Consider the following 23,818-nt stretch of genomic DNA (forward strand, 5'->3'; position numbering starts at 1 on the left):
ATTACACTATTATGAACAAAAATGCGAAAATTTATGTAGCTGGACACCGAGGTCTTGTAGGATCGGCTATTTGGAAAAATCTTAAAAATAAGGGATATACAAACCTCATAGGACGTACTCACACTGAGTTAGACTTGCGCAATACACAAGAAGTCAATGCTTTCTTTGAAAAAGAAAAGCCCGAGTATGTATTCTTGGCTGCTGCCAAAGTAGGAGGTATCTTGGCCAATAATACCTATCGTGCAGACTTTATCTATGAAAATCTCATGATTCAGAATAATGTGATCCATGCAGCTTATGAGAATGGGGTAAAGAAGCTCCTTTTCTTGGGTAGTACTTGTATCTACCCTAAGGAAGCTCCTCAGCCTATGCCTGAGGACTGTTTGCTTACCTCTCCTTTGGAATATACCAATGAGCCTTATGCCATTGCCAAGATTGCTGGCATCAAGATGTGTGAGAGCTATAACTTACAATATGGTACCAATTTTATCTCAGTAATGCCTACCAATCTCTATGGACCTAATGACAATTTTGACTTAGAGAAATCTCACGTATTGCCAGCTATGATTCGTAAGATCCACTTGGCCAAAGCTCTCCTTGAGAATGATTGGCAGACAATCAAAAAAGACCTCAACAAGCGCCCTATCGAAGGCTATATCACAGGAGAGAGCAAACAGGAAGATATTATCTTGGCACTTGCCAAATATGGTATATTCAAGGACAAAGTAGTCCTTTGGGGTACTGGCACCCCTCTGAGAGAGTTTCTCTGGAGTGAGGACATGGCCGATGCATGTGTATTTATCATGGAACGTATCAACTTTAAGGACACCTATACTACCGATAACAAGGAAATACGAAATACTCATATCAATATAGGTACTGGTTCCGATCTAAGTATTAAAGCTCTTGCCGAACTGATTCGTGAAGCTATTGGCTACAAGGGAACAATAGAGTTCGATAGCTCCAAACCTGATGGGACTATGAAAAAACTCACCGACCCTACCAAGCTACACAACTTAGGTTGGAAACATACGGTTTCCTTAGAAAAAGGCGTTAAGATGATGTACGAACATTACCTAAAATGAAATTCCAATTAGTATCCGATTTTAAACCTATGGGCGACCAGCCTGCAGCCATTGCCTCCTTAGTGAATGGTATTAATGACCAAGAAAAATACCAAACACTCTTAGGGGTTACCGGCTCTGGGAAGACTTTTACCATAGCCAATGTAGTGGAGCAGGTGCAGGTGCCTACTTTGGTTTTAGCTCATAACAAAACCCTTGCGGCTCAGCTGTATAATGAGTTCAAGGCTTTCTTCCCCAATAATGCAGTAGAGTACTTCGTATCCTATTATGACTACTACCAACCAGAAGCGTATATCCCTGTTACTGGGGTGTATATAGAGAAAGATTTGTCTATCAATGAGGATATTGAGCGAATGCGTCTCAGTACTACCTCTGCCCTACTCTCTGGCCGTCGCGATGTGCTCGTGGTAGCTTCTGTGTCCTGCCTATATGGTATCGGAAACCCCTTGGAGTTTCAGAAGAATGTCATCTCTATAGAAGAAGGGCAAACGCTCACCCGTACCAAGTTTATGCACCAACTCGTACAGAGCCTCTATGCGCGCACTACGGCCGACTTCCTTCACGGAAACTTTAGGGTAAAGGGGGATATTATCGATATCTTCCCTGGGTATAGCGAAACACCTATTCGGGTACATTTCTTCGGGAATGAAATCGAACTGATAGAATCCTTTGACCGCGAGACAAATAAGACCATAGAACGCTTAGACAAGCTCAATATCTATCCTGCCAATATGTTTGTTACCTCTCCCGATGTGTTGCAAGCCGCTATCCGTGATATTCAAGATGACTTGGTCAAGCAAATAGAGTTCTTCCAATCGGTAGGAAAAACTTTGGAAGCAAAGCGTTTGGAAGAGCGTACCAATTTTGACCTAGAGATGATACGTGAGCTGGGATATTGTTCTGGGATAGAAAACTATTCGCGCTACTTGGACAGACGCCCACCAGGAAGTCGCCCTTTCTGCCTAATAGACTATTTCCCTAAGGACTTCCTTATGGTGATAGATGAGAGCCACGCTACTGTTCCCCAAGTACGCGCTATGTATGGGGGCGACAGGAGTAGAAAAGAGAACTTGGTAGAGTATGGTTTCCGCCTTCCTGCAGCGATGGACAACCGCCCACTTAAGTTTGAAGAGTTCGAAGTGCTACAAAATCAGGTGATCTATGTGAGTGCTACCCCCGCAGACTACGAACTGCAGAAGTGCGGAGGCGTATATGTGGAACAGGTCATTCGCCCTACTGGTTTGCTCGACCCTAAGATAGAGGTACGCCCCAGCAAAAACCAAATAGATGACCTCTTGGAAGAAATACAGAAGTGTGTAGAGGAAGACCAGCGCGTACTGGTAACCACCCTTACCAAGCGTATGGCAGAGGAGCTGACTAAGTACCTGACCAAGATGGAGGTACGTTGTCGCTATGTGCATAGTGACGTGGATACGCTGGAGCGTATCGAGATTATGCAAGACCTTAGAAAGGGGCTTTTTGATGTACTTATAGGAGTGAACCTACTCAGGGAAGGATTAGACCTCCCAGAAGTATCCTTGGTAGCTATCTTGGATGCTGATAAGGAGGGCTTTTTGCGCTCGGCTCGTTCTATGACACAAACGGTAGGACGCGCTGCCCGTAATATAGACGGACGTGCGATTATGTATGCCGACAAAATTACCGACAGTATGCGCGTAACCATTGAGGAAACTGCCTACCGAAGGGAAAAGCAGATGAACTATAACCTCACCCACGGCATCACTCCTCAGCCTCTCCATAAAAAGATTGAAAATGCGCTAAGCAAAAGCCCCATTACAGAATTTCATTACGAGAATACCCCGAAAAAGAAAGAACACTCCCCTACCAAACCTATGAGCAGAGGAGAACTCGAAAAAGAGATACAACAAACTCGCAAACTGATGGAAGCCGCTTCCAAAGAATTGGACTTCATTCAGGCGGCACACTATCGAGACCTACTCAAGGAGCTTCAGGAAAAGCTTCAAGAAAGCTCCTTATAAGCATTGTGTATCAGCAAATAATCGGCAAGCACCAAGGCAGACATCGCCTCTACGATGGGTACCGCACGAGGTACTACACAGGGGTCGTGTCTGCCTTTTCCTTGGAACTGCACCACCTCCCCTGCCCTATTGATCGTCTCTTGCTCTTGCATAAGGGTTGCTACCGGCTTGAAGGCTACACGGAAATAGATATCCATCCCATTGGAAATCCCCCCTTGTATGCCCCCTGAGTAGTTAGTACGAGTCGTGCCATCAGGTAGGAATATATCATTGTTTTGGCTACCTCTTTTTCTAGTAGAGGCAAATCCCCCTCCATACTCAAATCCTTTTACAGCATTGATAGAGAGCATTGCTTTTCCTAACTCAGCGTGCAGGCGATCAAAAACGGGTTCGCCTAATCCCACAGGTACACCTTGTATGACACAAGAAACAATCCCCCCTACGGTATCTCCTTCCTTGCGTACCTCTTTGATATAGGATTCCATTTGCGCTGCTAACACAGGGTCTGGACAGCGTACAGGATTCTTTTCTATTTGGGAAAAATCAAGCTGACCATAATCCTCTTCAGGTAATGATAACTCCCCTACAGCTGATACATAGGCAGTAACTTTTATGCCTTTTAGGAACTGCTTGGCAATAGCTCCCGCCACTACGCGAACAGTTGTTTCCCGTGCAGAACTACGTCCGCCTCCACGATGGTCGCGCAAGCCATATTTCTGCTCATACACATAATCCGCGTGAGAGGGGCGATATAGCTCTCTCAAGTGGTCATAGTCCTGAGAATGTTGTTGGGTGTTGGCTATGATGAACCCAATAGGTACTCCTGTGGTTTTTCCCTCAAAGATACCCGAAAGAAACTGTACCTTATCCGCTTCCTTGCGTTGGGTTACGATAGCCGACTGCCCAGGCCGACGCCTATCAAGTTCCCTTTGTATTTCCTCGAAGTCCAATGCGATTCCCGCAGGGCAACCATCAATCACGCCACCTATAGCCTCTCCGTGCGATTCACCAAAGGTAGTAAGCCTAAAAAGATGCCCAAATGTATTTCCTGCCATAATACTGTTTTTATTTAGATAGTTTTTTGTCCATGTAGGCAATGTACAAAGATACGTCTTTCCTACAAAATAGTCAATAGAAAAACACTATTTTCTCCACAAAATAAGGTTCTGCTAAAAAAGAGCCTTATCAATATGCTTTGCGATAAATTGCTTTTCCTCCTCAATCATAGGATCTAACCTTTCAATAGGATAAGCTTCTGAGCCGCCTCTAATTTTCATATATTTAAGTATATTATATTGGAGGTAATGATGATGAATCTCTGCCTTAATATCATTGCGTTTTATTGCATTTTCTATTTCTTCCGTATGTAATAGAGATCCATTTAGCACCCTATCTAATATTCTCTTAGATTTACGTTGTTGAGCTTCATCTCCTCTTTCAAATACTAGAGTCATTTTATCCATAATGGCTTTAGCTTTTTGAAATTCTTTCCTCTCTTGATATATGAAGTATTCTAATATCAGAACATCTCTCACCTTTTCCCAGATAAGCATATCCCCTGTAAACTCTATTTTATCAATTATACTAGAAGTTTGTAAAGCTAATTCTGCATTTCCCAATACTTCTAATAATATTGCCAATGTTTTTATACTCTGTATGGTATCTACATCCTCTAAATTAGCATTGGTCTTTTTTATAAATTCAATATTTTTTGTAAATACGGTCTGAGGATAAGATTGTAATATCCTATCTAAAATATCTTCTACTTGTGTGTCCATTCTTTTATCATTTAATTTCTTATTAGTAAGCTTATTTTTTATTTCCAAAATAGGATTTTAAGTATGCAAAAGTATGATTACATTTTGCACACACCATACTTACCCCCACTAATTATGCGAATAACTCAGAAAAATCTAACTGAGAGGCATCATCTGAGTTCGGGAGGGTTGCTACTTTTTCCAATTGCAAAAGAAAAGCGTAGCCCTCTCGGAATTTTTCTTCCTTCTCTACTTCTTTTTTCCTCAGAGCTATTATATTTACTTTGTATTTTCCATTAGCAATAGGATACTTAGCTGCCTTATAAGCTATCTGTTTTTCTCCCTCGTAGGTGAGATAATAATAGGTTTCTATGGCTGTAAATTCCTCCAAGTCCTTGTAATTCCACGCTTCCAATTGCTCAAAGCTAACTACCCAAAGCGCTCCATCCTTTACTTCCAAACAAAATGTTTCTTTAGTAGGAACAAAGTCCCATTCCTCAGGAGTTTGCCTATTATCATCTATTGTAAAGAAAACTTGGTAATAGTACGAATGAATATGAGAGATAGGGATAAAAGCCCCTTTTGCTGCAAATTCATAAAAGAGATAAGGGTTCTTATCGAAATAAGAGAGCATTTTCTTAGAACGAATCTTATGCTCCTTGCATTGTTCGTGGAATAGTTGCGCCGAAATAATAGCTATACCATATCCGCTGGAGCTTATGGGCTTATCTGTCTGTATCATTGGCTCTATTATTCTTATATTAAAAGTTAAGAGCAGTTTATTGCTGTATTATATAATTTTTCTCTATCAAGTCCTCTTTTTTTATCTATATGCCAAAAAAGGAAAAACCCTTCTTTACTAACTTTATCCCTCTATCGGTGTGATAGTAACTTCATAAAGCTGCTCAAAAAGCTGTTCTACATAGCTGGCTTCAGCCTTGCGTACCTCTATAAGGAGCGTACAGTTTAGTTCTAAGGTTTGGGAAACAATAGTAAGGTTCCTATCCTTAATGATTTTCATCACCTTATTCATATCCTTATAATCAAAGACAATCTGGTAAGTAAGGTCAATGGTACGTTCCTCTATTTCAGCCTCTTGAAGAGTGAGCTGAGCGGTGGTTTTGTAGGCGGTAATAAGGCCACTCACTCCCAGCTTGATCCCACCAAAGTAGCGCACTACAATCAGTAGGACATTGGTTAGCTCAAAGGATTGTATTTGTCTGTAGATAGGTAGCCCTGCCGTACCACTAGGCTCGCCATCATCATTCGCTCTATAAATAAATTGCTCTTTGCCCAACTGATAGGCATAGCACCAATGCCGCGCAGAAAAGTGTTCTTTCTTAACCGCCTCCAAATGCATTTTTACTTCCTCTTCGGTAGTAATAGGGTACAAATAGCCTATAAACTTACTGCTCTTATCCTTATAGATAATATCGGTAACAGGTTGAGTGATGGTTTTATAGGTGTCTGTCATGGGAAGTGAAGAATGATTAGTGAGAATAAAGTGCAAAGATACAAAAAAAGCCCCGAAGATAGTCGAGGCGCTAAATGTTTTCACAACGGAATCATCCTTATTGTGAGTTGCTTTCAAATATGGTACAAAGATACAACATTTTTTCTAAACAACAAAGATTAATTCGGAAATTTTTCTTAAATTTGTAGCGAAATAAACTTATTAAAACATGAAGAAGAGAAAACATATTTTAGGATTAGATTTGGGCACCACTTCAATAGGTTTTGCTCATATTGTAGAAGATGAAAACAAAGAAAAATCAGAGATTAAGGAATTAGGAGTGCGTATTGTGTCTTTAACCACAGATGAACAATCCGACTTTGAAAAAGGAAAATCAATAACTACTAATGCTAATAGAACTCTTAAGCACGGAGCAAGACTAAATCTTGATCGCTATCAACAAAGGCGAAAATATCTCATAGATTTATTGCAGAAAGCAAACCTAATTACTTCCTCCTCTATCTTAGCTGAAAATGGCAAAAATACCACACATTCTACTTGGCAATTGAGAGCTAAAGCTGTTACCGAACGTGTTGAAAAAGAAGAGTTTGCTAGGATACTACTGGCTATTAATAAAAAACGAGGCTACAAAAGCAGTAGAAAAGTAAAAACTGAAGATGAAGGACAAGCAATAGATGGAATGGCTATAGCAAAGCGCCTCTATGATGAAAACTTAACTCCAGGACAGTTATCGCTACAATTACTTCAACAAAATAAAAAACTCCTCCCAGACTTTTATCGTTCAGATTTACAAAAAGAATTTGACCTCGTTTGGAATTTTCAAAAACAGTTTTACCCTGATATCCTAACAGATAGTTTTTATAAAGAATTACAAGGGAAAGGTAAGGATGCTACTTCAAAAGCTTTTTCTAAAAAATATCATTTTGACATAGCAGAGAACAAAGGTTCTAAAGAATCTGTTCGTTTGCAAGCCTATCAGTGGCGTGTGGAGGCTATATCTAAACAACTTTCAAAAGAAGAAGTAGCTTATGTCTTAACCGAAATCAATAATAATTTGAACAATGCAAGTGGCTATTTAGGCGCTATTTCCGATAGAAGTAAAGAACTCTATTTCAATCGTCAAACAGTAGGGCAATACTTGTATGCACAGCTTCAGGAAAATAGACATAATAGCCTTAAAAATAAAGTGTTTTACCGTCAGGATTACTTAGATGAGTTTGAACGCATTTGGGAAACTCAAGCTTCATTTCACAAAGAATTAACTGATGAACTTAAAAAGCAAATCCGTGATGTGGTAATTTTCTATCAACGCAAACTTAAATCTCAAAAAGGATTGATATCATTTTGTGAGTTTGAGAGCAAAGAAATTGAGATAGAAAAAGACGGAAAAACTATAACTAAAAGCATAGGAGCTCGTGTTGTCCCTAAATCCTCTCCTTTGTTTCAAGAATTTAAGATTTGGCAAATACTCAATAACGTTATCTGCAAAAGAAAAGGTATTAGGAAAAAGAAAATCTCTGCTAAGACTACTCAGCTAGATTTGCTCAATGAATCTTCTCAAACGATTTTTAGTTTGGATATGGAATGCAAGCAACTCCTTTTTGACGAACTGAACCTAAAAGGAGACTTGAAATCGGATAAAGTACTGAAATTATTAGGCTATTCTCCTCAAGAATGGGAAATCAACTACAATCAATTAGAAGGAAATCGCACTCAAAAAGCACTCTATGAAGCCTATTTGAAGATTGTTGAAATGGAAGCTCACGACGTGAAAAATATTTTACAAATAAAATCTGCAAAAGACGATTGGTCTTTAGACGAATCTCCTCTTTCAGCTTCCGAAATCAAAGAAAAGGTAAAGGATATCTTCCAAGCATTAGGAATATGTACTAAAATCCTTTATTTTGACCCTCTTTTACCTGTAAAAGACTTTGAAGAGCAGGATTCCTATCAGTTGTGGCATTTGCTTTATTCCTATGAAAGTGATGATTCTACCTCTGGTAACGAAACCCTTTACCGAATCTTAGAAAAGAAATACGCTTTTAAGAGAGAACACGCTAGAATACTCGCCAATATAGCCTTGCAAGATGATTACGGTAACCTATCTACTAAAGCTATCCGCAAGATATACCCTTATATAAAGGAAAATCAATATAGTACAGCTTGTGAAAAGGCAGGCTATAAGCACTCTAAACTATCTCTAACCAAAGAAGAATTAGAGGCTCGTGAACTGAAAAATATTATTCCACTACTTAAAAAGAACGCTTTGAGAAATCCTGTAGTTGAGAAGATTCTCAATCAGATGATCAACGTAGTGAACGCTTTGATTGAGAAAAACAGTGAACGAGATGCTGAAGGGAAAATTACAAAATACTTCCATTTCGATGAAATTCGCATTGAATTAGCTCGTGAGTTGAAGAAAAATGCACAAGAGAGGTATGAAATGACTCAAAATATCAACAAAGCTAAATCAGAACATCAAAAGATTAGCGAAATACTTCAGAAAGAATTTGGCATCAAGAATCCTACGAAATCTGATATCATCCGTTACCGCTTGTATCAAGAACTGGAACACAATGGCTATAAAGAACTGTATACGAATGCCCCTATAGCTCGAGATATGTTGTTTAGTAAAAATATTGAGATAGAACATATTGTCCCTAAGGCACGAGTGTTCGACGATAGTTTTTCTAATAAAACACTGACTTTCCATAGAATAAATAGTGACAAAGGAGAATCTACAGCTTTTGATTATATTACTTCTTTAAACAGTGAAGAAGAACTCAATCAGTATCTCACCAGAGTAGAGAATGCTTATAAAACAAAAAGCATATCACTTACTAAATACAAGAATTTGCTCAAAAAAGCCTCTGAAATAGGTGATGGCTTTATCAATAGAGACCTGAGAGATACTCAGTACATAGCCAAAAAAGCCAAAGAAATACTTTTCCAAGTAACTAAAAATGTGCTGTCTACCTCAGGAAGTATCACCGATAAATTGCGCGAAGACTGGGGCTTGGTAGATGTGATGAAAGAGCTAAATATGCCTAAATATCAGTCGTTAGGACTTACCGAAGTAGAAGAACGCAAAGAAGGTAACAAAGTAACTGTAATTAAGAACTGGACAAAGCGTAACGATCACCGTCACCACGCAATGGATGCCCTTACGGTAGCTTTCACCAAACCTTCTTACATACAGTACCTCAATCATCTCAACGCTCGAAAAGACGAAAACAACAAAAATTATTCGGTTATTTTAGCTATTGAGGAAAAAGAAACAATTAAAGTTCCAACTAATAATGGTAAGAATAAGAGAGTTTTTATAGAACCTATACCTAACTTTAGACAAGTAGCAAAAAAACACCTCGAAGAAATATTCATTTCGCACAAAGCAAAGAATAAAGTAGTTACCAAAAATGTAAATAAACCTGCTGGTACTGATAAACAACAAATTATACTCACGCCACGAGGTCAGCTACACAAAGAAACTATATATGGCAAATACCAATATTATATCAATAAAGAAGAAAAAGTAGGTGTAAAGTTTGATAAAGAAACTATCACAAAAGTCTCTAATCCTCTTTATCGCGAAGCATTGCTGAAAAGACTGCAAGCTAATGGTAACGACCCTAAAAAAGCCTTTACAGGTAAGAATGCCCTTTCTAAGAATCCTATTTATTTAGATGAAGCAAAAACTAAAACTTTGCCAGAAAAAGTAAATCTCACCTATTTGGAAGAAGACTTTTCTATCCGCAAGGATATTTCTCCTGACAATTTCAAAGATTTGAAATCTATTGAAAAAGTAATTGACCAAGGAGTAAAACGCATTCTTATCAAGCGACTCCAAACCTACGATAATGATCCTAAGAAAGCCTTTGTAGACTTAGAAAAGAACCCTATTTGGCTCAATAAAGAAAAAGGAATTGCGATCAAACGCGTCACTATAAGTGGCGTGAGCAACGCTCAACCTTTGCACATAGGAAAAGACCATTTAGGAAAAACTATATTAAATAAAGAAGGAAATAAAAATCCTATAGATTATGTAAGTACTGGCAATAATCACCACGTGGCTATCTATCGGGATAAAGAAGGTAATTTGCAGGAACAAATAGTTTCATTCTTTGACGCTGTCGTACGAGCTCAGCAAGGGCTTCCTATTATTGATAAAACCTATAAACAAGCAGAAGGTTGGCAATTTCTGTTCACTATGAAACAGAATGAAATGTTCGTATTTCCCAATGCAACAACAGGTTTTAATCCTGCTGAAATAGATTTGTTAGATCCTAAAAATAAAAAATTGATAAGCCCCAATTTGTTTAGAGTACAAAAAATAGCTACTAAAGATTATTTTTTTAGACATCATTTAGAAACTAATGTAGAGACTGATAATGTTCTAAAAAATACAACTTGGAAAAGAGAAGGCTTGTCAGGGTTAAAAGATATCGTAAAAGTCCGTATTAATCACTTAGGCGATATTGTAAGCATAGGCGAATATTAAAACCCCTTTTTGAAAACCAATAAAACACTCTTTAAACTATGTTATACCGATCTATTTACATAGGCAATCCTGCTTATTTGAAGCTGAAAGACAAATAATTAAAGGTTACCGACCCTGAAACTAAAGAAGAGAAAGGCAGTGTCCCTATAGAAGATATAGGGCTACTGATGCTTGACCATTACCAAATCACCCTCTCTCACCAGCTAATACAAGAACTCATGAAGAATAATGTAATCCTTATCAGCTGCGATGAGCGACATGTCCCCTTGGCAAGAAGAATGCTGAGGTACATATCAAACGTGTCAAACAATGGTTACCTCCTTATGGAAAAGTAGCTATACTGACTATCACCGACAAGCAATTTGAAGGAATAGAGATCTTCTATTGTCAATCAAAAAAAGATCCGCCTAAAGATTGTATCCAGCTCACTCTTTTCTAAATTTTTAGAAAACAAAAAACCTTCCTTTTATCATAAGAATAGAATAAAATAGAAGGTTTTTTCTTTTTAAACTTTTTTAATAACCTACAGAAAATCAATCTCTTTAAAAGATTGAGGTTGTTTGAGGTCACAAAGTTACAAATTTGAAAGCAACTCACAACTACTCCGCGGGATAGTTGGGATAGGGCAATGTTGTTTGAGGTCACAAAGTTACAAATTTGAAAGCAACTCACAACGTAGCTTGACCAAAAGCCTCACGGAACTTGTTGTTTGAGGTCACAAAGTTACAAATTTGAAAGCAACTCACAACCAGGGTGGTCTACTTTTCCACCTATTGTCTGTTGTTTGAGGTCACAAAGTTACAAATTTGAAAGCAACTCACAACCTAATTCCTTTATGAGTTCATAATAGGAATGTTGTTTGAGGTCACAAAGTTACAAATTTGAAAGCAACTCACAACCAAACCATCTCGCCCCCCTCGCCCTGCGGGGTTGTTTGAGGTCACAAAGTTACAAATTTGAAAGCAACTCACAACGTAATACTCTGTACCTTTTTTATCGTAAAGTTGTTTGAGGTCACAAAGTTACAAATTTGAAAGCAACTCACAACACCTTCATCTCGATATAAAGGCTTTTACCTGTTGTTTGAGGTCACAAAATTACGAATTTGAAAGCAACTCACAAAAAGAAACTATGTAAGAAACAACTCATAGTATCTTACATAGTTAGATGATAGATGTTTTGATTCTTGATTGGCTCTATTTATTACCTATTCCCTATCTACATTCTAATCACTACGCTTCCCCAGGTAAAACCACTACCAAAAGCAGCTAAGACGAGCAAATCATTTTCTTTGACACGTCCTTGTTCTACCGCTTCCGCTAAGGCTATTCCTATAGACGCTGCTGTCGTGTTCCCATATTTCTGAATATTGTTGAATACCTGTGCATCAGAAAGTTTGAATTTCTGTTGGATAAACTGGGATATACGCAAGTTGGCTTGGTGGGGGATGAATAGATCTATATCCCCTTCGGTAAGGTTGTTAGCCTTAAGCCCCTCCATAATCACTTCTGAGAAGCGTACCACAGCATTCTTGAAGACAAATTGTCCATTCATATAAGGGTAATAGGAGGTATCTTCTGGGTCATTTTCCTTGATAAGATCGGTAACCCACTTCTTCCCTACCCCAGGGGTAACGATAGCCAATTCCTCTGCATACGCCCCCTCACTATGTAAGTGTGAGGAGAGAATACCTTTACCTTCTTGGGTAGTGCGAGAGAGTACCACAGCTCCTGCCCCATCTCCGAAAAGTACTGCCATATTACGCCCTCGTGTGGTGAGGTCTAAGGCGGGCGACTGCATCTCAGAAGCGATTACCAAGATATTCTTATACATCCCTGTTTTGATAAACTGATCTGCTACTGATAGGGCATATACAAAGCCTGAACATTGGTTGCGTATATCCAAAGCTCCTATGGTACCAAGACCTAACTCTTTCTGAGCTAAAACCCCACAACCAGGAAAATAATAATCGGGACTAAGGGTCGCAAAGATAAGAAAATCGATATCTTCCTTATTTATTTTCGCTTTTTCTATAGCTCTCTCGGCGGCACGTACCCCCATGGAGGTAGTAGTATCTTTCCCTCGGGTGGCAAATCGTCGTTGTTCTATCCCTGTACGTTCTCGTATCCACTCATCGGAAGTATCCATCAGCTTAGAGAGATCATCATTGGTTACAATATTTTCTGGCACATAATAGCCTGTGCCTATGATAGTTGAATTATACATAAGTTATTTAACATTAAAAAGAAAGCCTTGATAACAAGGCTTTCTATTACAATATGATACTTGGTTACTTTAGTACTTCTTTTACTTTGTCAGCTGCTTCTTGGAACTGAATAGCTGAATGCACAGCCAATCCTGATTTGTCAATAATCTCTTTGGCAATCTCTGCATTAGTTCCCTGTAGGCGAACGATAATAGGCACTTTAATGTCAGTTCCCATATTCTTATAAGCATCTACAATACCTTGTGCTACACGGTCACAACGTACGATTCCTCCAAAGATATTCACCAATATTGCCTTTACATTTGGATCTTTTAGGATGATACGGAAAGCTGTTTCTACACGAGCGGCATCGGCAGTACCTCCTACATCCAAGAAGTTAGCAGGTTCTCCTCCTGCTTGCTTGATAAGGTCCATGGTAGCCATCGCAAGACCAGCGCCATTGACCATACATCCCACATTACCATCCAAGTCTACATAGTTAAGACCCGCGGCTTTGGCTTCTACCTCGATAGGTCGCTCCTCACGAGTATCACGCAATTCGGCATAGTCCTTATGACGGAAAAGAGCGTTATCATCTATGGTAACTTTGGCATCTACCGCAAGTATTTTATTATCAGAGGTTTTGAGCACTGGGTTGATTTCGAACAAATTCGCATCAGAAGTGATATAAGCTTTGTATAAAGAAGTTACGAACTTGACCATTTCCTTGAAAGCCTCTCCTTCCAGTCCTAAATTAAAAGCTACATTTCTTGCTTGAAAAGGGAGCAATCCCAATTCTGGGTCTATCTCTTCAGTAAAGATTAGGTGAGGAGTTTTCTCCGCCACTGCTTCTATATCCATACCTCCTTCGGTAGAATACATAATCATATTCTTTCCTTTAGCACGATTCAGTAGGATCGACATGTAGTATTCCTTAGGCTCGCTTTCTCCTGGGTAGAATACATCCTCAGCGATAAGTACTTGGTGTACTTTTTTTCCTTCCTTAGGGGTTTGTGGAGTTACCAAATGCATCCCTATGATTTGGGAAGAAATTTCTTTAACCTGCTCCAAGTTCTTAGCAAGCTTCACGCCTCCTCCTTTTCCTCGTCCTCCTGCATGGATTTGAGCTTTTACTACATACCATTGTGTTCCTGTTTGTTCTGTAAGCTTTTCTGCTGCTTTGACAGCTTCATCGGCTGTAGTGGCTACAATACCACGCTGTACACGTACACCGAAGCTTGAGAGAATTTCCTTTCCTTGATATTCATGTAAATTCATAATATAACTTTAATTTGTAGTGGCAAATGTACAAAAAAAATATGACATTTCCATGTTTTTTTCATATTTTTTTTCTCAATCCTTTTTTCCTTAGAAATCAGTCTTGTGTAGAGAGTTCTTTTAACAATTCTCCCACCAAGGCATAGATCTCTCTGTAGGAAAGTTCTTCCTTGCTCATATAGAGCAACGCCAAGGAGTAGGTACGCTCTGTAGAGAGCAGCGACTTCTGATGGCGATAGCTCTCCCTTATCAGGCGCTTCATTCTATTCCTATCCACTGCTTTTTTCATAAGCCTTTTAGGAACACTGATGAGCAGTTGGGTAGGTTGTGTAGAGCCTTCTATAGGGGTATATAGGAGCTTCAATGGATATTTTTTCAATACCTTTGCCTCTCGGAAGAGCTTGTTTACCCTATGGTAATTACACAATCTTTCTGCCTTGGGGAAGGTATTTCTTTTTTCTTTTAGAGAAACCATTTTATTTAGATAAAGTCGCATAAGTGAGTATATGAGTAAAAACCAGCCAGTGTTCACAGCTGTATATGCAATAACAGGTAACAAACAAAAACACTTTGCCTATTACCTGTTATTTTATCTTTTTATGCTATATTAGGCGTTTTCTTCTTCCTCTTCTTTTCCTGTAAGAAGTCGGAAACCTTCGCCATGGATATTTACAATTTCTACATTCTCGTCTTTCTTGAGATATTTACGGAGTTTTGCTATATACACGTCCATACTACGAGAAGTGAAGTAGTTGTCATCTTTCCATATTTTGTTCAGTGCCAACTCACGAGGCATCAAATCATTTTCATGAAGGGCTAATAGGCGCAATAGTTCATTTTCTTTAGGAGAGAGTTTTAGGGGTTCTTCATCTTTGTAGCGTAGGAAACGAAGCTTAGAGTTTAGGAAAAAGTCTCCTATTTGGAATTCGAATTTTTTGCTATCTATTACTGTATCAATTGACTTTCTTTGGAGCATTGCACGAATCTTCATGAGCAATACTTCTGAATCAAAAGGTTTATTTAAGTAATCATCGGCTCCTGATTTGTATCCTTTGATCACATCCTCACGCATAGTTCTTGCTGTAAGGAAAATGATAGGCACTTTTTCATTCTTTTCACGAATTTCCTTAGCGAGGGTAAAACCATCTTTGTAAGGCATCATAACATCAAGAATACACATATCATAAGGATCCTTGCGGAACTTATCAAAACCTTCCATCCCGTTCTTGGCCAAAGTAACATCGAAGCCACTCATGGATAGGTAATCTTTCAATACGGTCCCAAAGTTTGGGTCATCTTCTACAAGAAGAATTTTTTTATTAACTGCTTCCATAATTTCAACATTTAAAAATAATATATTTTTTTACGTTTATACAAAATTTCATTTATTAGATGATAAGGGGCACCTTGATCACAAACGTACTTCCTTTTCCTTTTTCACTCTCGGCATATACTTCCCCATCGTGATATTTTACAATACGCTTTACATAAGCAAGCCCAAGCCCATGACCTTTTACATTGTGCAAATCGCCTGTATGTTCCCTGTAAAATTTGTCAAAGATTTTCTTCAGTACAGCCTTGCTCATTCCCTGTCCTTTGTCCTGTATACGGATCACCAATTTGTTATGAGCAATTTCTGTAAAGACATCTATATCTGGCGCCTGCGGTGAGTACTTAATAGCATTCTCTAATATATTGACAATCACATTGGTAAAGTGCATTTCATTGGCCAATATATCTGAGTTTTCTGCATGTAAGTGCTTCTTGATCTTTCCTCCTCTATCATCGATCAGTAGCTGTACATGAGCTATGGCATTGTCTATGAGCTCATGAGCATCCAGTGGCTCTTTTTCTATTTCTACTTGGTTCTTGTCGAGCTTTGAGATTTGCAAGACATTTTCCACATGGGCATGCATACGCTTATTCTCATCTCGGAGCATTTTCAGATAGAAAGACATTTTCTCAGTATCCTTCATCACCACAGGGTTTTTCATCGCATCCAAAGCCAAATTGATTGTAGCTATAGGGGTTTTGAACTCGTGGGTCATATTATTAATAAAATCAGTTTTGATTTCATTAATCTGTTTCTGAGTACGCATCTGGATAAAGGTCTTGGCAAATGCCCAGATGATAATTGCTGTAAAAATACATACCCAAATAGCCATTACGATAACTGAGGATAGCAGATAGCGTTGCTTATCAGGGAAATGCACCTTTAGCTCATAATGAGATTCTCCTTCTTGATTTCTGAACAAGGGTATGGTGTACATATTCCTTGCTGAAGGGTTGAACCTTGAACTAGCAACAGAGGTTTTTTCCTTATCTACAGAAAGAGACTTATCATATACGGCAAATTCAAAATCTAAGTTCAGTCCTCTGTTTCTAAGCTCTCTCTCTATAAGTATCTCCAGCTGCGAAGCCGTTATCCTATTCTCTATAGAGAGCTTCACTGAAACTTCCCGAAAGAGTTCCTCGAACATGGCTTTATCAAAGGAGGTAATGCGACCTGTCTTTTCCTTAATAGTGGTACTACTGAATCGCTGTCCATCTAACCCTTTACTAGGGCCAAAAGTACGAGAGGTCTGTCGGCTTACATAATTGCGTATCTGAGTAGTATCTCCTTTAGGCAAATTGAAAAGCTCCGAAGGTACGGTATACCCTTCCTCCAATACTTGATGCTTGTAAGTGAATGTCTCCTTTGTATTCTTATTCTCTTGAACAAAAACCAAATCACGAATCTGTGAGGATTTCAAAGAACCTAAGCTATCTTTTCCTTTCAATTCTATGAATCGGGTGATATACTTATTTATTTCCTTCAGTTCTACCGATTCTGAAACTGAATTCAAAGCCTGTTTCACCGAATGGGTAAAAGCTTCTTCTTTATTATCTATAGAGCCCTTAACCCAATAAAACTGAATAGAAATAAGACCTATAAGAGCTATAGGCATTAATATTAAAGTAACAATATAACTTCTCTTATTCATCAGGCAAAATTATAATTATTTTTTTTATATAATTCATTTTTAACAACGTTTAACTTTTTGGTTAATTTCTTACATTTTCAGCTGTCATTTTCACTATTTTAGAATGAATTATTTCGATTTTATCCAAATTTTTATCGATTTCTCTATTTTCAATAACAAATGTTGATAATTCTATTTTTTTTTCATCATTCCATTGATTTTTTATTCTTTTTTCTACCGTTTCTCTATCAATCTTATCACGAAGCATAACTCTTTTTATTCGCTCTTCTAATGGAGCGGTTACCATTATAATAAAATCACAATCTCGGTAGAAGCCACTCTCAAAGAGGATAGCTGCTTCTTTGATTACATAGGGCGCCTGCTGGGATTGCTTCCATTGGAGGAAGTCCTGCTGCACATAAGGATGTATTATAGCGTTGAGTTTGTCCAATTTATCTTTATTAGAAAAAACCTCTTGAGCTACAAAAGCGGTATTGTACCTTCCCTCCACAAAGGCTTCTTCTCCTAAGAGGGTAACTATTTCCTGCTGTAGTTGCTTGTTATTCGCCACAAGTTCCTTTGCCTTGGTATCAGCTATGTATATAGGTATAGAAAAGTGTAAGGCAAACAGATTAGCTATAGTTGTCTTGCCACTACCTATCCCTCCAGTAAGTCCTACAGTTGCTATCATTCGTGTATTATAAGGTATTCTACTTCTTTTTGTTCGGTAAAATTCACGTTCAAGGATGCGGGTTTCTTCCTTACCTCCAATGGTATATATCTATCTTTACGCTGATTATAATCTGCTACTATAGTAATGTCCGTTGGCTTGAGATTGCGTATGGTCTCCACATTTCCTGTGAGCAATAGGGGTACTTCTTCTGGAAATAGCTTCACTTCTACTGAGAAAGGCTGGTGTATGAGTTGCACCTTGGCCTTAATTTCTTGCTCAGTTACATGTACCATTTGCAGGGAGAAGGTTACTTTGTCTGTATCATAATGCAGCTTAGGGGTATCAGTAATGCGTATTTCTCCTGAATAAGAGGTGGTTACATTCCTTTTATATTTCTTCTGCAAATAGACTCCTGTGATGGTATCCAAATCGGCAGCCAAACCACTCACTACAACCGAATCAGGAAATACTTTATAAGAATCTACTTGATAATCCTCTTGTAAAGTTCCTGAAAATTGTAATCTTACAGGCACCTTCTTCTGCTTTATCTTTTTCAAATATATTTTTATAGTATCTGGCTGTATTTCTTCTATTCTCACATCTGGAAAATACTGCCTATTAAGCTGCTGTTTTAGATTTTCTGTAAAAACATACTTATCTTTTCCTACTTTTTTCAACTTGTGTACTGAGAGGGAAAACACTGGGGGCGAGAAGGTATATTTGAACAAAGAAAAACCTACTCCCCTGAGTTTTACTTTTATTGTAGGGGATGCCTCCATCTCTACAAATCTCTCAGTAGGCACTTCCATGTAGCGTAACTTAATAGTATATTGCTGGGTCGCTTCCTTGGATAACTTTCCTACCAACCAAGTAAGTGCTGCCAAGAGAATACAGAAAAGTATCCCTATAGTTCGTTTTGAAAAAAAATATCTATTGAGTTTCATTGTGGCAAAATTATAATTTTATTTTTAAAAATACAAAAAAATTTCCTACTTTTTTACACAAAAAAATACACTTTGCAAAAATAATCTTACAAAGTGTATGCTTAGTTTTTATATAGATTTAGGCTTCAGCCTCTTGTGAGGCTACAGGGGCTTCTTCTTCGAGGAATCCTTTGTCAATAAGTATGTTATACCATTGTATAATCTTCTTTATATCACTGGGATATACCTTATCTTCATCATAATTAGGAATTACAGAGAAGAAATAAGCTTCCAATTCATCCTCTGTTGCCTTGTGAGAAACGGCTGTTTTTTGCCCATTCTCTTTTTCTTTTATGGCTTTGAATACTTCTTCAAGAGGTTTCTCGCCTTCCAAGGTATAAATAGCAATTTCTGAGAGCAGACTCACATTGTTGCGAAGTCCTATACTGATACGCTTCTGGTCAAGAAGGGAAAGAGCTAAGAATCCTGAACGAGTACGAGATTGTAATTGGTAAAGACCTGGTTTACCTGAAATAGTTAATATCTGATTTAACTTCATGTGTAATTATATTTTAACGGGTTCTTTTCTTATTGGTTTCGAAAAATCTCATTTTATAACCTACTTTGACCTTTCCATTGCTTATATTGTTAAGCTTGTTCTTAAGCAATTGTTTCTTAAATGAAGAAAGGTGGTCAGTGAACAATATACCTTCTATATGGTCGTATTCGTGCTGAATCACTCTGGCTACCAATCCTGAAAAGGTTTCGGTATGGGTCGCAAAATGTTCATCTTGATACTCAATTACTATTGTGGGCTTGCGTAGGACATCCTCACTAATACCTGGAATACTGAGACACCCTTCGCTGAATGGCCATGGCTCTCCTTCTTCTTTGAGAATTTTAGCATTGATAAAAGCCTTTTTAAAGCCCTTCAAATAATCTCTTTCAGCATCACTCAGATCGTCATTCTCACAAAAAGGTTCTGTATCTACCACAAAAAGACGGATGGCAAGCCCCACTTGTGGAGCAGCAAGCCCTACACCATTACTGTGATACATGGTCTGATACATATCTTCTATAAGCTTGGGAAGCTCTGGATAATCCTTGGCTATAGGCATACATTCCTTCCTTAGTACAGGATCTCCATAAGCTACAATAGGTAATATCATAACTATATTTATTTAGGGTGCAAAGATACATTATTTTTTTTGAATATTGGTATATTTTACAAACTATTGCCAAAATTCATCACTATAGGATTCTTCCTCTGTATGGGGATCTGCTGAGAGGTTTTTTCCTATCTCTGTGAGCTGTTCTTCTGAGAGGTTTTCTTCCATATAGGGAAAGAGCACTCTCTCTTCGTAGCGGATATGATCATTGAGGCGGGTAGCATATTCCTCTAATAGCGCCGCAGTAGGCTGAGTGGTTATCTGTGCAATAAGGTCTCTTAAGAGGTGGTGTTCCTCCAAGGCCTGATCTATGAGCTTGTTGGTGATATAGGGGAATAGGTATTTCTCTTCTTCCTCAAAATGTGCTTTTTGCTCATGCTCCCAATGGAAAACGACATATTGAGCTATCCGTGCTGGGGCTATCTCTTTTTTCAACCCTTGTCTTATCTTCCATACATGGAGCAAGCCAAAGTGATGATCCTTGGAAAGAGGTACTATATTTGGATTTCGTTTCATAAAGTAATGATAGCAAAAAAGCTGTCTTGTAAGACAGCTTTTGGTTAATATTAAATCTTAACTTTTCCTGATTATTCTACTTTCCCTTTTATTCTAAGGGCTACGTTAGGAGTATCAGTAGCATTGGAAGTAACCATGATAGTTTTAGCGATAGCACCTACACGGTTAGTATCATATCTTACTTCAATCTTACCAGTTCCTCCTGGAGCGATTGGATCTTTAGGATAAGAAGGCACTGTACATCCACAGCTTGAGCTTGCTCCAGAGATTACAAGAGGAGCTTTTCCTGTGTTCTTGAACTCAAATACACGAAGCCCATCAGCACCTTGTTTTATGGTACCATAGTCAATCTCTTCAGTTACGAATTTGATTTCAGCTTTGTTTTGTGCTTGTGCAACAAATCCAAATGTTACAGCAAGTAAGAAAAATAAAATTTTTTTCATTGTTCTAAAAATTAAAATTATAATTACTATTTAGTTTCTTCGCTTTGAATGCAGGTGCAAAATTACGATACTTTTTTTAAAAAACCAATTATATATGATTTTTTTTTTTTAATTTTGTCCCCTAAATCAATAGCGACATTTATACACTAACAAATATCATGCCAAAGATGGAAATTACAACAAAATATTCTCCTGAAGATTTCGAAAATAAGTGGTATTCTTATTGGATGGAAAATGGTTTTTTCTCCTCAACCCCCGATGAGAGAACCCCTTACACCATAGTTATCCCTCCACCAAATGTAACGGGTGTCTTGCACATGGGGCACATGCTGAACAATACGATTCAGGATGTACTTATCCGCCGTGCACGCCTTATGGGACTGAATGCCTGCTGGGTACCTGGTACCGATCATGCTTCTATTGCTACCGAGGCTAAGGTAGTGGCCAAACTCAAAGAACAGGGTATCCAAAAAAGTGATCTCTCTCGTGAGGAATTTCTCAAACATGCTTGGGAATGGACTCATCAGTATGGAGGGGTTATCCTTGAACAATTAAAAAAATTAGGCTGCTCTTGCGACTGGAATCGCACCAAGTTCACCATGGATGATGAGCTATACCAATCTGTCATCAAGGTATTTGTCGATCTGTATAACAAAGGACTCATCTACCGTGGATATCGTATGGTCAATTGGGATCCTGAAGCTAAGACTACTCTTTCGGACGAAGAGGTTATCTACAAAGAACAGAATGGAAAGCTTTTCTACCTTATATATAAGGTAGAGGATTCCGAGGAATATCTCACTGTAGCTACTACCCGCCCTGAAACCATTTTTGGAGATGTGGCTGTGTGTGTGAATCCTAATGACGAGCGCTACAAGCACCTACATGGAAAAAAAGTAATTGTCCCTGTAGTAGGGCGCGCTGTACCAATTATCCAAGATGAATATGTAGATATGGAATTCGGTACTGGAGCTCTCAAGATTACACCTGCGCATGATATCAATGATTATGAGATAGGTATAAAATATCAGTTGCCTATTTTAGATACCTTTACTGATGATGGCAAACTCAACGAACAGGGGATGCACTACCAGGGCAAAGACCGCTTTGAGGTTCGTAGAGAAATTGTCAAAGAATTGGAAGAGAAAAAGTTACTTGCCAAAACTCAGGACTATACCAATAATATAGGTACTTCCGAACGTACAGGAGCTGTGGTCGAACAGCGCCCCTTAGACCAATGGTTCCTCAAGATGGAGGAATTGGTTAAGCCTGCACTGAAAGCCGTTTTGGAATCGGAAGAGATCAAACTCTACCCTAAGCGCTTTGACAATACCTACCGCCATTGGTTGGAGAATGTACGTGATTGGAATATCTCTCGCCAACTCTGGTGGGGACAACAAATTCCTGCTTATTACTATGGAACTGGCAAGGAGGATTATGTAGTGGCCGAAACCAAGGAAAAAGCGCTTGCTTTAGCTAAGGAAAAAACCCATAACCCGAACCTCACTCTGGAGGATCTTCGCCAAGATAAGGATGCTCTTGATACTTGGTTTTCCTCTTGGCTGTGGCCAATGAGTGTTTTCAATGGGGTGCTAGATCCTGACAACAAGGAGTTTAAGTACTACTACCCTACTCAAGATTTGGTAACAGGCCCTGATATTCTCTTCTTCTGGGTAGCCAGAATGATTATCGCAGGATACGAATTTGCCGGCGAAAAACCTTTTACCAATGTCTACCTAACAGGATTAGTAAGGGATAAGCTCCGCCGCAAGATGTCCAAGTCCTTGGGCAATTCGCCTGATGCACTAAAGCTTATCAAGGATTTCGGTGCTGATGGAGTACGTGTAGGGCTCTTGCTATCGTCCTCCGCTGGAAATGACTTACTTTTTGATGAAGCTCTTTGCCAACAAGGAAGTGCCTTTGCTAATAAGATATGGAATGCTTTCCGCCTGATCAAAGGATGGCAGGTGGCTGACATACCACAACCAGATTATGCCAAACAGTCTATTCTTTGGTTCAAAAACAAATTTCAAAAAACACTGAGCGAAACCGAGGATGATTTCAGCAAATACCGTATCTCGGACGCACTAATGAAGATATACAAGCTCGTATGGGACGATTTTTGTTCTTGGCTCTTGGAAATGATCAAGCCTGCTTTTGGTAGCCCTATTGATAAAGAAACATATCGTGAAGTAATTTCCTTATTCGAAGAGAACCTAAAACTCTTACACCCTTTCATGCCTTTTGTTACCGAAGAAATATGGCAACAAATCGCACCAAGAAGCACTCAAGAAGCACTTATTGTAGCTTCTTATCCTAAAGAGGAGGCTTTTGATGAGTCCTTATTACATACTTTTGAGTTTGTTCAAGAGATTATTTCTGGTATTCGTACCATAAGAAAGGAAAAAAACATCGCTTTCAAAGAAGAAATAAGTCTATCGGTTATTGACAATGAGCACTTAGGCAATCAGTGGGACAGTATCATAAAGAAATTAGGAAATATCTCCTCTATTTCTTATACAGAAAAAACCATCGAAGGAGCTATCTCTTTCCGTGTGAAATCCAATGAGTACTTTATCCCTATCTTGGACAAGATCGATGTAGCTCAAGAGATTGAAAAATTGGAAAAAGAGCTCTCCTATGCCGAAGGCTTCCTCAAGTCAGTACGTGCCAAACTCTCCAATGAGAAGTTTGTCAACTCCGCTCCTGCACAAGTGGTGGAGAACGAAAGAAAGAAAGAAGCAGATGCCTTGGCCAAGATAGAAACTATTCAAAAAAGTATCGAAAATTTAAGATAAAATATTCTGTGCAAACATTACTTTTTTAACAAATA

19 protein-coding genes, 1 pseudogene and 1 CRISPR repeat array are annotated in these 23,818 nt (G+C 38.6%); of the genes and pseudogenes, 5 read left to right on the plus strand and 15 right to left on the minus strand.

All coding sequences use genetic code 11. From position 1 onward, the window contains the following. The first annotated feature begins 11 nt into the window (after window positions 1-11). Complete coding sequence (locus CGC50_RS01645; protein ID WP_095909424.1) at window positions 12-1,085, plus strand: GDP-L-fucose synthase family protein; 1,074 nt, start codon at window positions 12-14, stop codon at window positions 1,083-1,085. Then, the gene (gene uvrB, locus CGC50_RS01650) at window positions 1,082-3,085 is read left to right on the plus strand and encodes an excinuclease ABC subunit UvrB (RefSeq protein WP_095909425.1); all 2,004 of its coding nucleotides are present in this window, start codon (window positions 1,082-1,084) and stop codon (window positions 3,083-3,085) included. Before CGC50_RS01645 ends, uvrB begins: the two co-directional genes overlap by 4 nt. Here the strand turns inward: uvrB and aroC are convergent. The 4 genes from aroC to CGC50_RS01670 all read right to left on the minus strand — a co-directional run bounded on the left by aroC (window position 3,067) and on the right by CGC50_RS01670 (window position 6,316). Next, complete coding sequence (gene aroC, locus CGC50_RS01655; RefSeq protein ID WP_095911255.1) at window positions 3,067-4,140, minus strand: chorismate synthase; 1,074 nt, start codon at window positions 4,138-4,140, stop codon at window positions 3,067-3,069. The genes uvrB and aroC overlap by 19 nt on opposite strands. A 114-nt stretch (window positions 4,141-4,254) precedes the next feature. Next, entirely contained in the window at window positions 4,255-4,863 is a 609-nt protein-coding gene (locus CGC50_RS01660; protein ID WP_157909404.1) for a DUF6707 family protein, read from the minus strand. Window positions 4,864-4,975: 112 nt separating this feature from the next. Next, the gene (locus tag CGC50_RS01665) at window positions 4,976-5,584 is read right to left on the minus strand and encodes a hypothetical protein (protein ID WP_095909427.1); all 609 of its coding nucleotides are present in this window, start codon (window positions 5,582-5,584) and stop codon (window positions 4,976-4,978) included. Between the two features lie 123 nt (window positions 5,585-5,707). After that, the gene (locus tag CGC50_RS01670) at window positions 5,708-6,316 is read right to left on the minus strand and encodes an IMPACT family protein (RefSeq protein ID WP_095909428.1); all 609 of its coding nucleotides are present in this window, start codon (window positions 6,314-6,316) and stop codon (window positions 5,708-5,710) included. Window positions 6,317-6,524: 208 nt separating this feature from the next. Here CGC50_RS01670 and cas9 point away from each other — a divergent pair, with 208 nt between their 5' ends. Together cas9 and CGC50_RS14005 are read left to right on the plus strand one after the other, a co-directional pair. Then, on the plus strand, window positions 6,525-10,814 hold the full coding sequence (cas9, locus tag CGC50_RS01675; RefSeq protein WP_095909429.1) for a type II CRISPR RNA-guided endonuclease Cas9: 4,290 nt from the start codon (window positions 6,525-6,527) through the stop codon (window positions 10,812-10,814). A gap of 38 nt (window positions 10,815-10,852) precedes the next feature. Continuing rightward, window positions 10,853-11,080 (plus strand): annotated as a pseudogene (locus CGC50_RS14005) (CRISPR-associated endonuclease Cas1); the annotation flags it as partial. 289 nt (window positions 11,081-11,369) lie between these two features. Continuing rightward, window positions 11,370-11,937: direct repeats of the CRISPR family, unit length 45 nt; unit sequence GTTGTTTGAGGTCACAAAGTTACAAATTTGAAAGCAACTCACAAC. Between the two features lie 95 nt (window positions 11,938-12,032). On the opposite strand, the gene CGC50_RS01685 reads toward CGC50_RS14005, so the two are convergent. The 11 genes from CGC50_RS01685 to CGC50_RS01735 all read right to left on the minus strand — a co-directional run bounded on the left by CGC50_RS01685 (window position 12,033) and on the right by CGC50_RS01735 (window position 20,985). After that, window positions 12,033-13,040 (minus strand): 3-oxoacyl-ACP synthase III family protein, encoded by a 1,008-nt coding sequence (locus CGC50_RS01685; RefSeq protein ID WP_095909430.1) that lies wholly within the window; start codon window positions 13,038-13,040, stop codon window positions 12,033-12,035. Between the two features lie 64 nt (window positions 13,041-13,104). Continuing rightward, window positions 13,105-14,298: an ADP-forming succinate--CoA ligase subunit beta gene (gene sucC, locus CGC50_RS01690; protein ID WP_002668555.1), complete on the minus strand. Its 1,194-nt coding sequence runs from the start codon at window positions 14,296-14,298 to the stop codon at window positions 13,105-13,107. Between the two features lie 97 nt (window positions 14,299-14,395). Then, a complete protein-coding gene (locus CGC50_RS01695; protein ID WP_232781161.1) occupies window positions 14,396-14,794 on the minus strand; it encodes a ribonuclease P protein component in 399 nt (132 codons plus the stop codon). A 111-nt stretch (window positions 14,795-14,905) separates the two neighbouring features. Beyond that, window positions 14,906-15,631 (minus strand): response regulator transcription factor, encoded by a 726-nt coding sequence (locus tag CGC50_RS01700; protein ID WP_095909431.1) that lies wholly within the window; start codon window positions 15,629-15,631, stop codon window positions 14,906-14,908. A 55-nt stretch (window positions 15,632-15,686) separates the two neighbouring features. Then, complete coding sequence (locus CGC50_RS01705) at window positions 15,687-17,282, minus strand: sensor histidine kinase (protein ID WP_095909432.1); 1,596 nt, start codon at window positions 17,280-17,282, stop codon at window positions 15,687-15,689. Between the two features lie 61 nt (window positions 17,283-17,343). Beyond that, window positions 17,344-17,952 carry a dephospho-CoA kinase gene (gene coaE, locus CGC50_RS01710; RefSeq protein ID WP_095909433.1) on the minus strand — a complete coding sequence of 203 codons (609 nt, stop codon included), beginning with the start codon at window positions 17,950-17,952 and terminating at the stop codon, window positions 17,344-17,346. Further along, a complete protein-coding gene (locus tag CGC50_RS01715) occupies window positions 17,949-18,878 on the minus strand; it encodes a CdaR family protein (RefSeq protein ID WP_095909434.1) in 930 nt (309 codons plus the stop codon). The genes coaE and CGC50_RS01715 overlap by 4 nt, the downstream gene beginning before the upstream one ends. Window positions 18,879-18,996: 118 nt before the next feature. Further along, the gene (locus CGC50_RS01720; RefSeq protein WP_002668348.1) at window positions 18,997-19,416 is read right to left on the minus strand and encodes a DUF5606 family protein; all 420 of its coding nucleotides are present in this window, start codon (window positions 19,414-19,416) and stop codon (window positions 18,997-18,999) included. A gap of 13 nt (window positions 19,417-19,429) precedes the next feature. After that, window positions 19,430-20,026: a peptide deformylase gene (gene def / locus CGC50_RS01725; RefSeq protein WP_002668472.1), complete on the minus strand. Its 597-nt coding sequence runs from the start codon at window positions 20,024-20,026 to the stop codon at window positions 19,430-19,432. A 63-nt stretch (window positions 20,027-20,089) separates the two neighbouring features. Continuing rightward, on the minus strand, window positions 20,090-20,542 hold the full coding sequence (locus tag CGC50_RS01730; protein ID WP_095909435.1) for a hemerythrin domain-containing protein: 453 nt from the start codon (window positions 20,540-20,542) through the stop codon (window positions 20,090-20,092). 71 nt (window positions 20,543-20,613) lie between these two features. Next, window positions 20,614-20,985 carry a DUF1573 domain-containing protein gene (locus CGC50_RS01735; protein WP_002667942.1) on the minus strand — a complete coding sequence of 124 codons (372 nt, stop codon included), beginning with the start codon at window positions 20,983-20,985 and terminating at the stop codon, window positions 20,614-20,616. A 158-nt stretch (window positions 20,986-21,143) separates the two neighbouring features. Here CGC50_RS01735 and CGC50_RS01740 point away from each other — a divergent pair, with 158 nt between their 5' ends. Continuing rightward, a complete protein-coding gene (locus tag CGC50_RS01740; RefSeq protein ID WP_095909436.1) occupies window positions 21,144-23,783 on the plus strand; it encodes a valine--tRNA ligase in 2,640 nt (879 codons plus the stop codon). Window positions 23,784-23,818: the final 35 nt, after the last annotated feature.

The sequence above is a fragment of the Capnocytophaga gingivalis genome (genome assembly GCF_002302415.1).
Classification (GTDB): Bacteria; Bacteroidota; Bacteroidia; order Flavobacteriales; family Flavobacteriaceae; genus Capnocytophaga; species Capnocytophaga gingivalis.

What these genes read in the sequence shown, in the direction of transcription:
- sucC (WP_002668555.1), bottom strand. Translation starts at nt 14,298, where the DNA reads ATGAATTTACATGAATATCAAGGAAAGGAAATTCTCTCAAGCTTCGGT.
- CGC50_RS01665 (WP_095909427.1), bottom strand. Translation starts at nt 5,584, where the DNA reads ATGATACAGACAGATAAGCCCATAAGCTCCAGCGGATATGGTATAGCT.
- CGC50_RS01645 (WP_095909424.1), top strand. Translation starts at nt 12, where the DNA reads ATGAACAAAAATGCGAAAATTTATGTAGCTGGACACCGAGGTCTTGTA.
- CGC50_RS01685 (WP_095909430.1), bottom strand. Translation starts at nt 13,040, where the DNA reads ATGTATAATTCAACTATCATAGGCACAGGCTATTATGTGCCAGAAAAT.
- CGC50_RS01660 (WP_157909404.1), bottom strand. Translation starts at nt 4,863, where the DNA reads ATGGACACACAAGTAGAAGATATTTTAGATAGGATATTACAATCTTAT.
- uvrB (WP_095909425.1), top strand. Translation starts at nt 1,082, where the DNA reads ATGAAATTCCAATTAGTATCCGATTTTAAACCTATGGGCGACCAGCCT.
- CGC50_RS01735 (WP_002667942.1), bottom strand. Translation starts at nt 20,985, where the DNA reads ATGAAAAAAATTTTATTTTTCTTACTTGCTGTAACATTTGGATTTGTT.
- CGC50_RS01730 (WP_095909435.1), bottom strand. Translation starts at nt 20,542, where the DNA reads ATGAAACGAAATCCAAATATAGTACCTCTTTCCAAGGATCATCACTTT.
- coaE (WP_095909433.1), bottom strand. Translation starts at nt 17,952, where the DNA reads ATGATAGCAACTGTAGGACTTACTGGAGGGATAGGTAGTGGCAAGACA.
- CGC50_RS01720 (WP_002668348.1), bottom strand. Translation starts at nt 19,416, where the DNA reads ATGAAGTTAAATCAGATATTAACTATTTCAGGTAAACCAGGTCTTTAC.
- CGC50_RS01705 (WP_095909432.1), bottom strand. Translation starts at nt 17,282, where the DNA reads ATGAATAAGAGAAGTTATATTGTTACTTTAATATTAATGCCTATAGCT.
- CGC50_RS01670 (WP_095909428.1), bottom strand. Translation starts at nt 6,316, where the DNA reads ATGACAGACACCTATAAAACCATCACTCAACCTGTTACCGATATTATC.
- CGC50_RS01715 (WP_095909434.1), bottom strand. Translation starts at nt 18,878, where the DNA reads ATGAAACTCAATAGATATTTTTTTTCAAAACGAACTATAGGGATACTT.
- def (WP_002668472.1), bottom strand. Translation starts at nt 20,026, where the DNA reads ATGATATTACCTATTGTAGCTTATGGAGATCCTGTACTAAGGAAGGAA.
- cas9 (WP_095909429.1), top strand. Translation starts at nt 6,525, where the DNA reads ATGAAGAAGAGAAAACATATTTTAGGATTAGATTTGGGCACCACTTCA.
- aroC (WP_095911255.1), bottom strand. Translation starts at nt 4,140, where the DNA reads ATGGCAGGAAATACATTTGGGCATCTTTTTAGGCTTACTACCTTTGGT.
- CGC50_RS01695 (WP_232781161.1), bottom strand. Translation starts at nt 14,794, where the DNA reads ATGCGACTTTATCTAAATAAAATGGTTTCTCTAAAAGAAAAAAGAAAT.
- CGC50_RS01740 (WP_095909436.1), top strand. Translation starts at nt 21,144, where the DNA reads ATGCCAAAGATGGAAATTACAACAAAATATTCTCCTGAAGATTTCGAA.
- CGC50_RS01700 (WP_095909431.1), bottom strand. Translation starts at nt 15,631, where the DNA reads ATGGAAGCAGTTAATAAAAAAATTCTTCTTGTAGAAGATGACCCAAAC.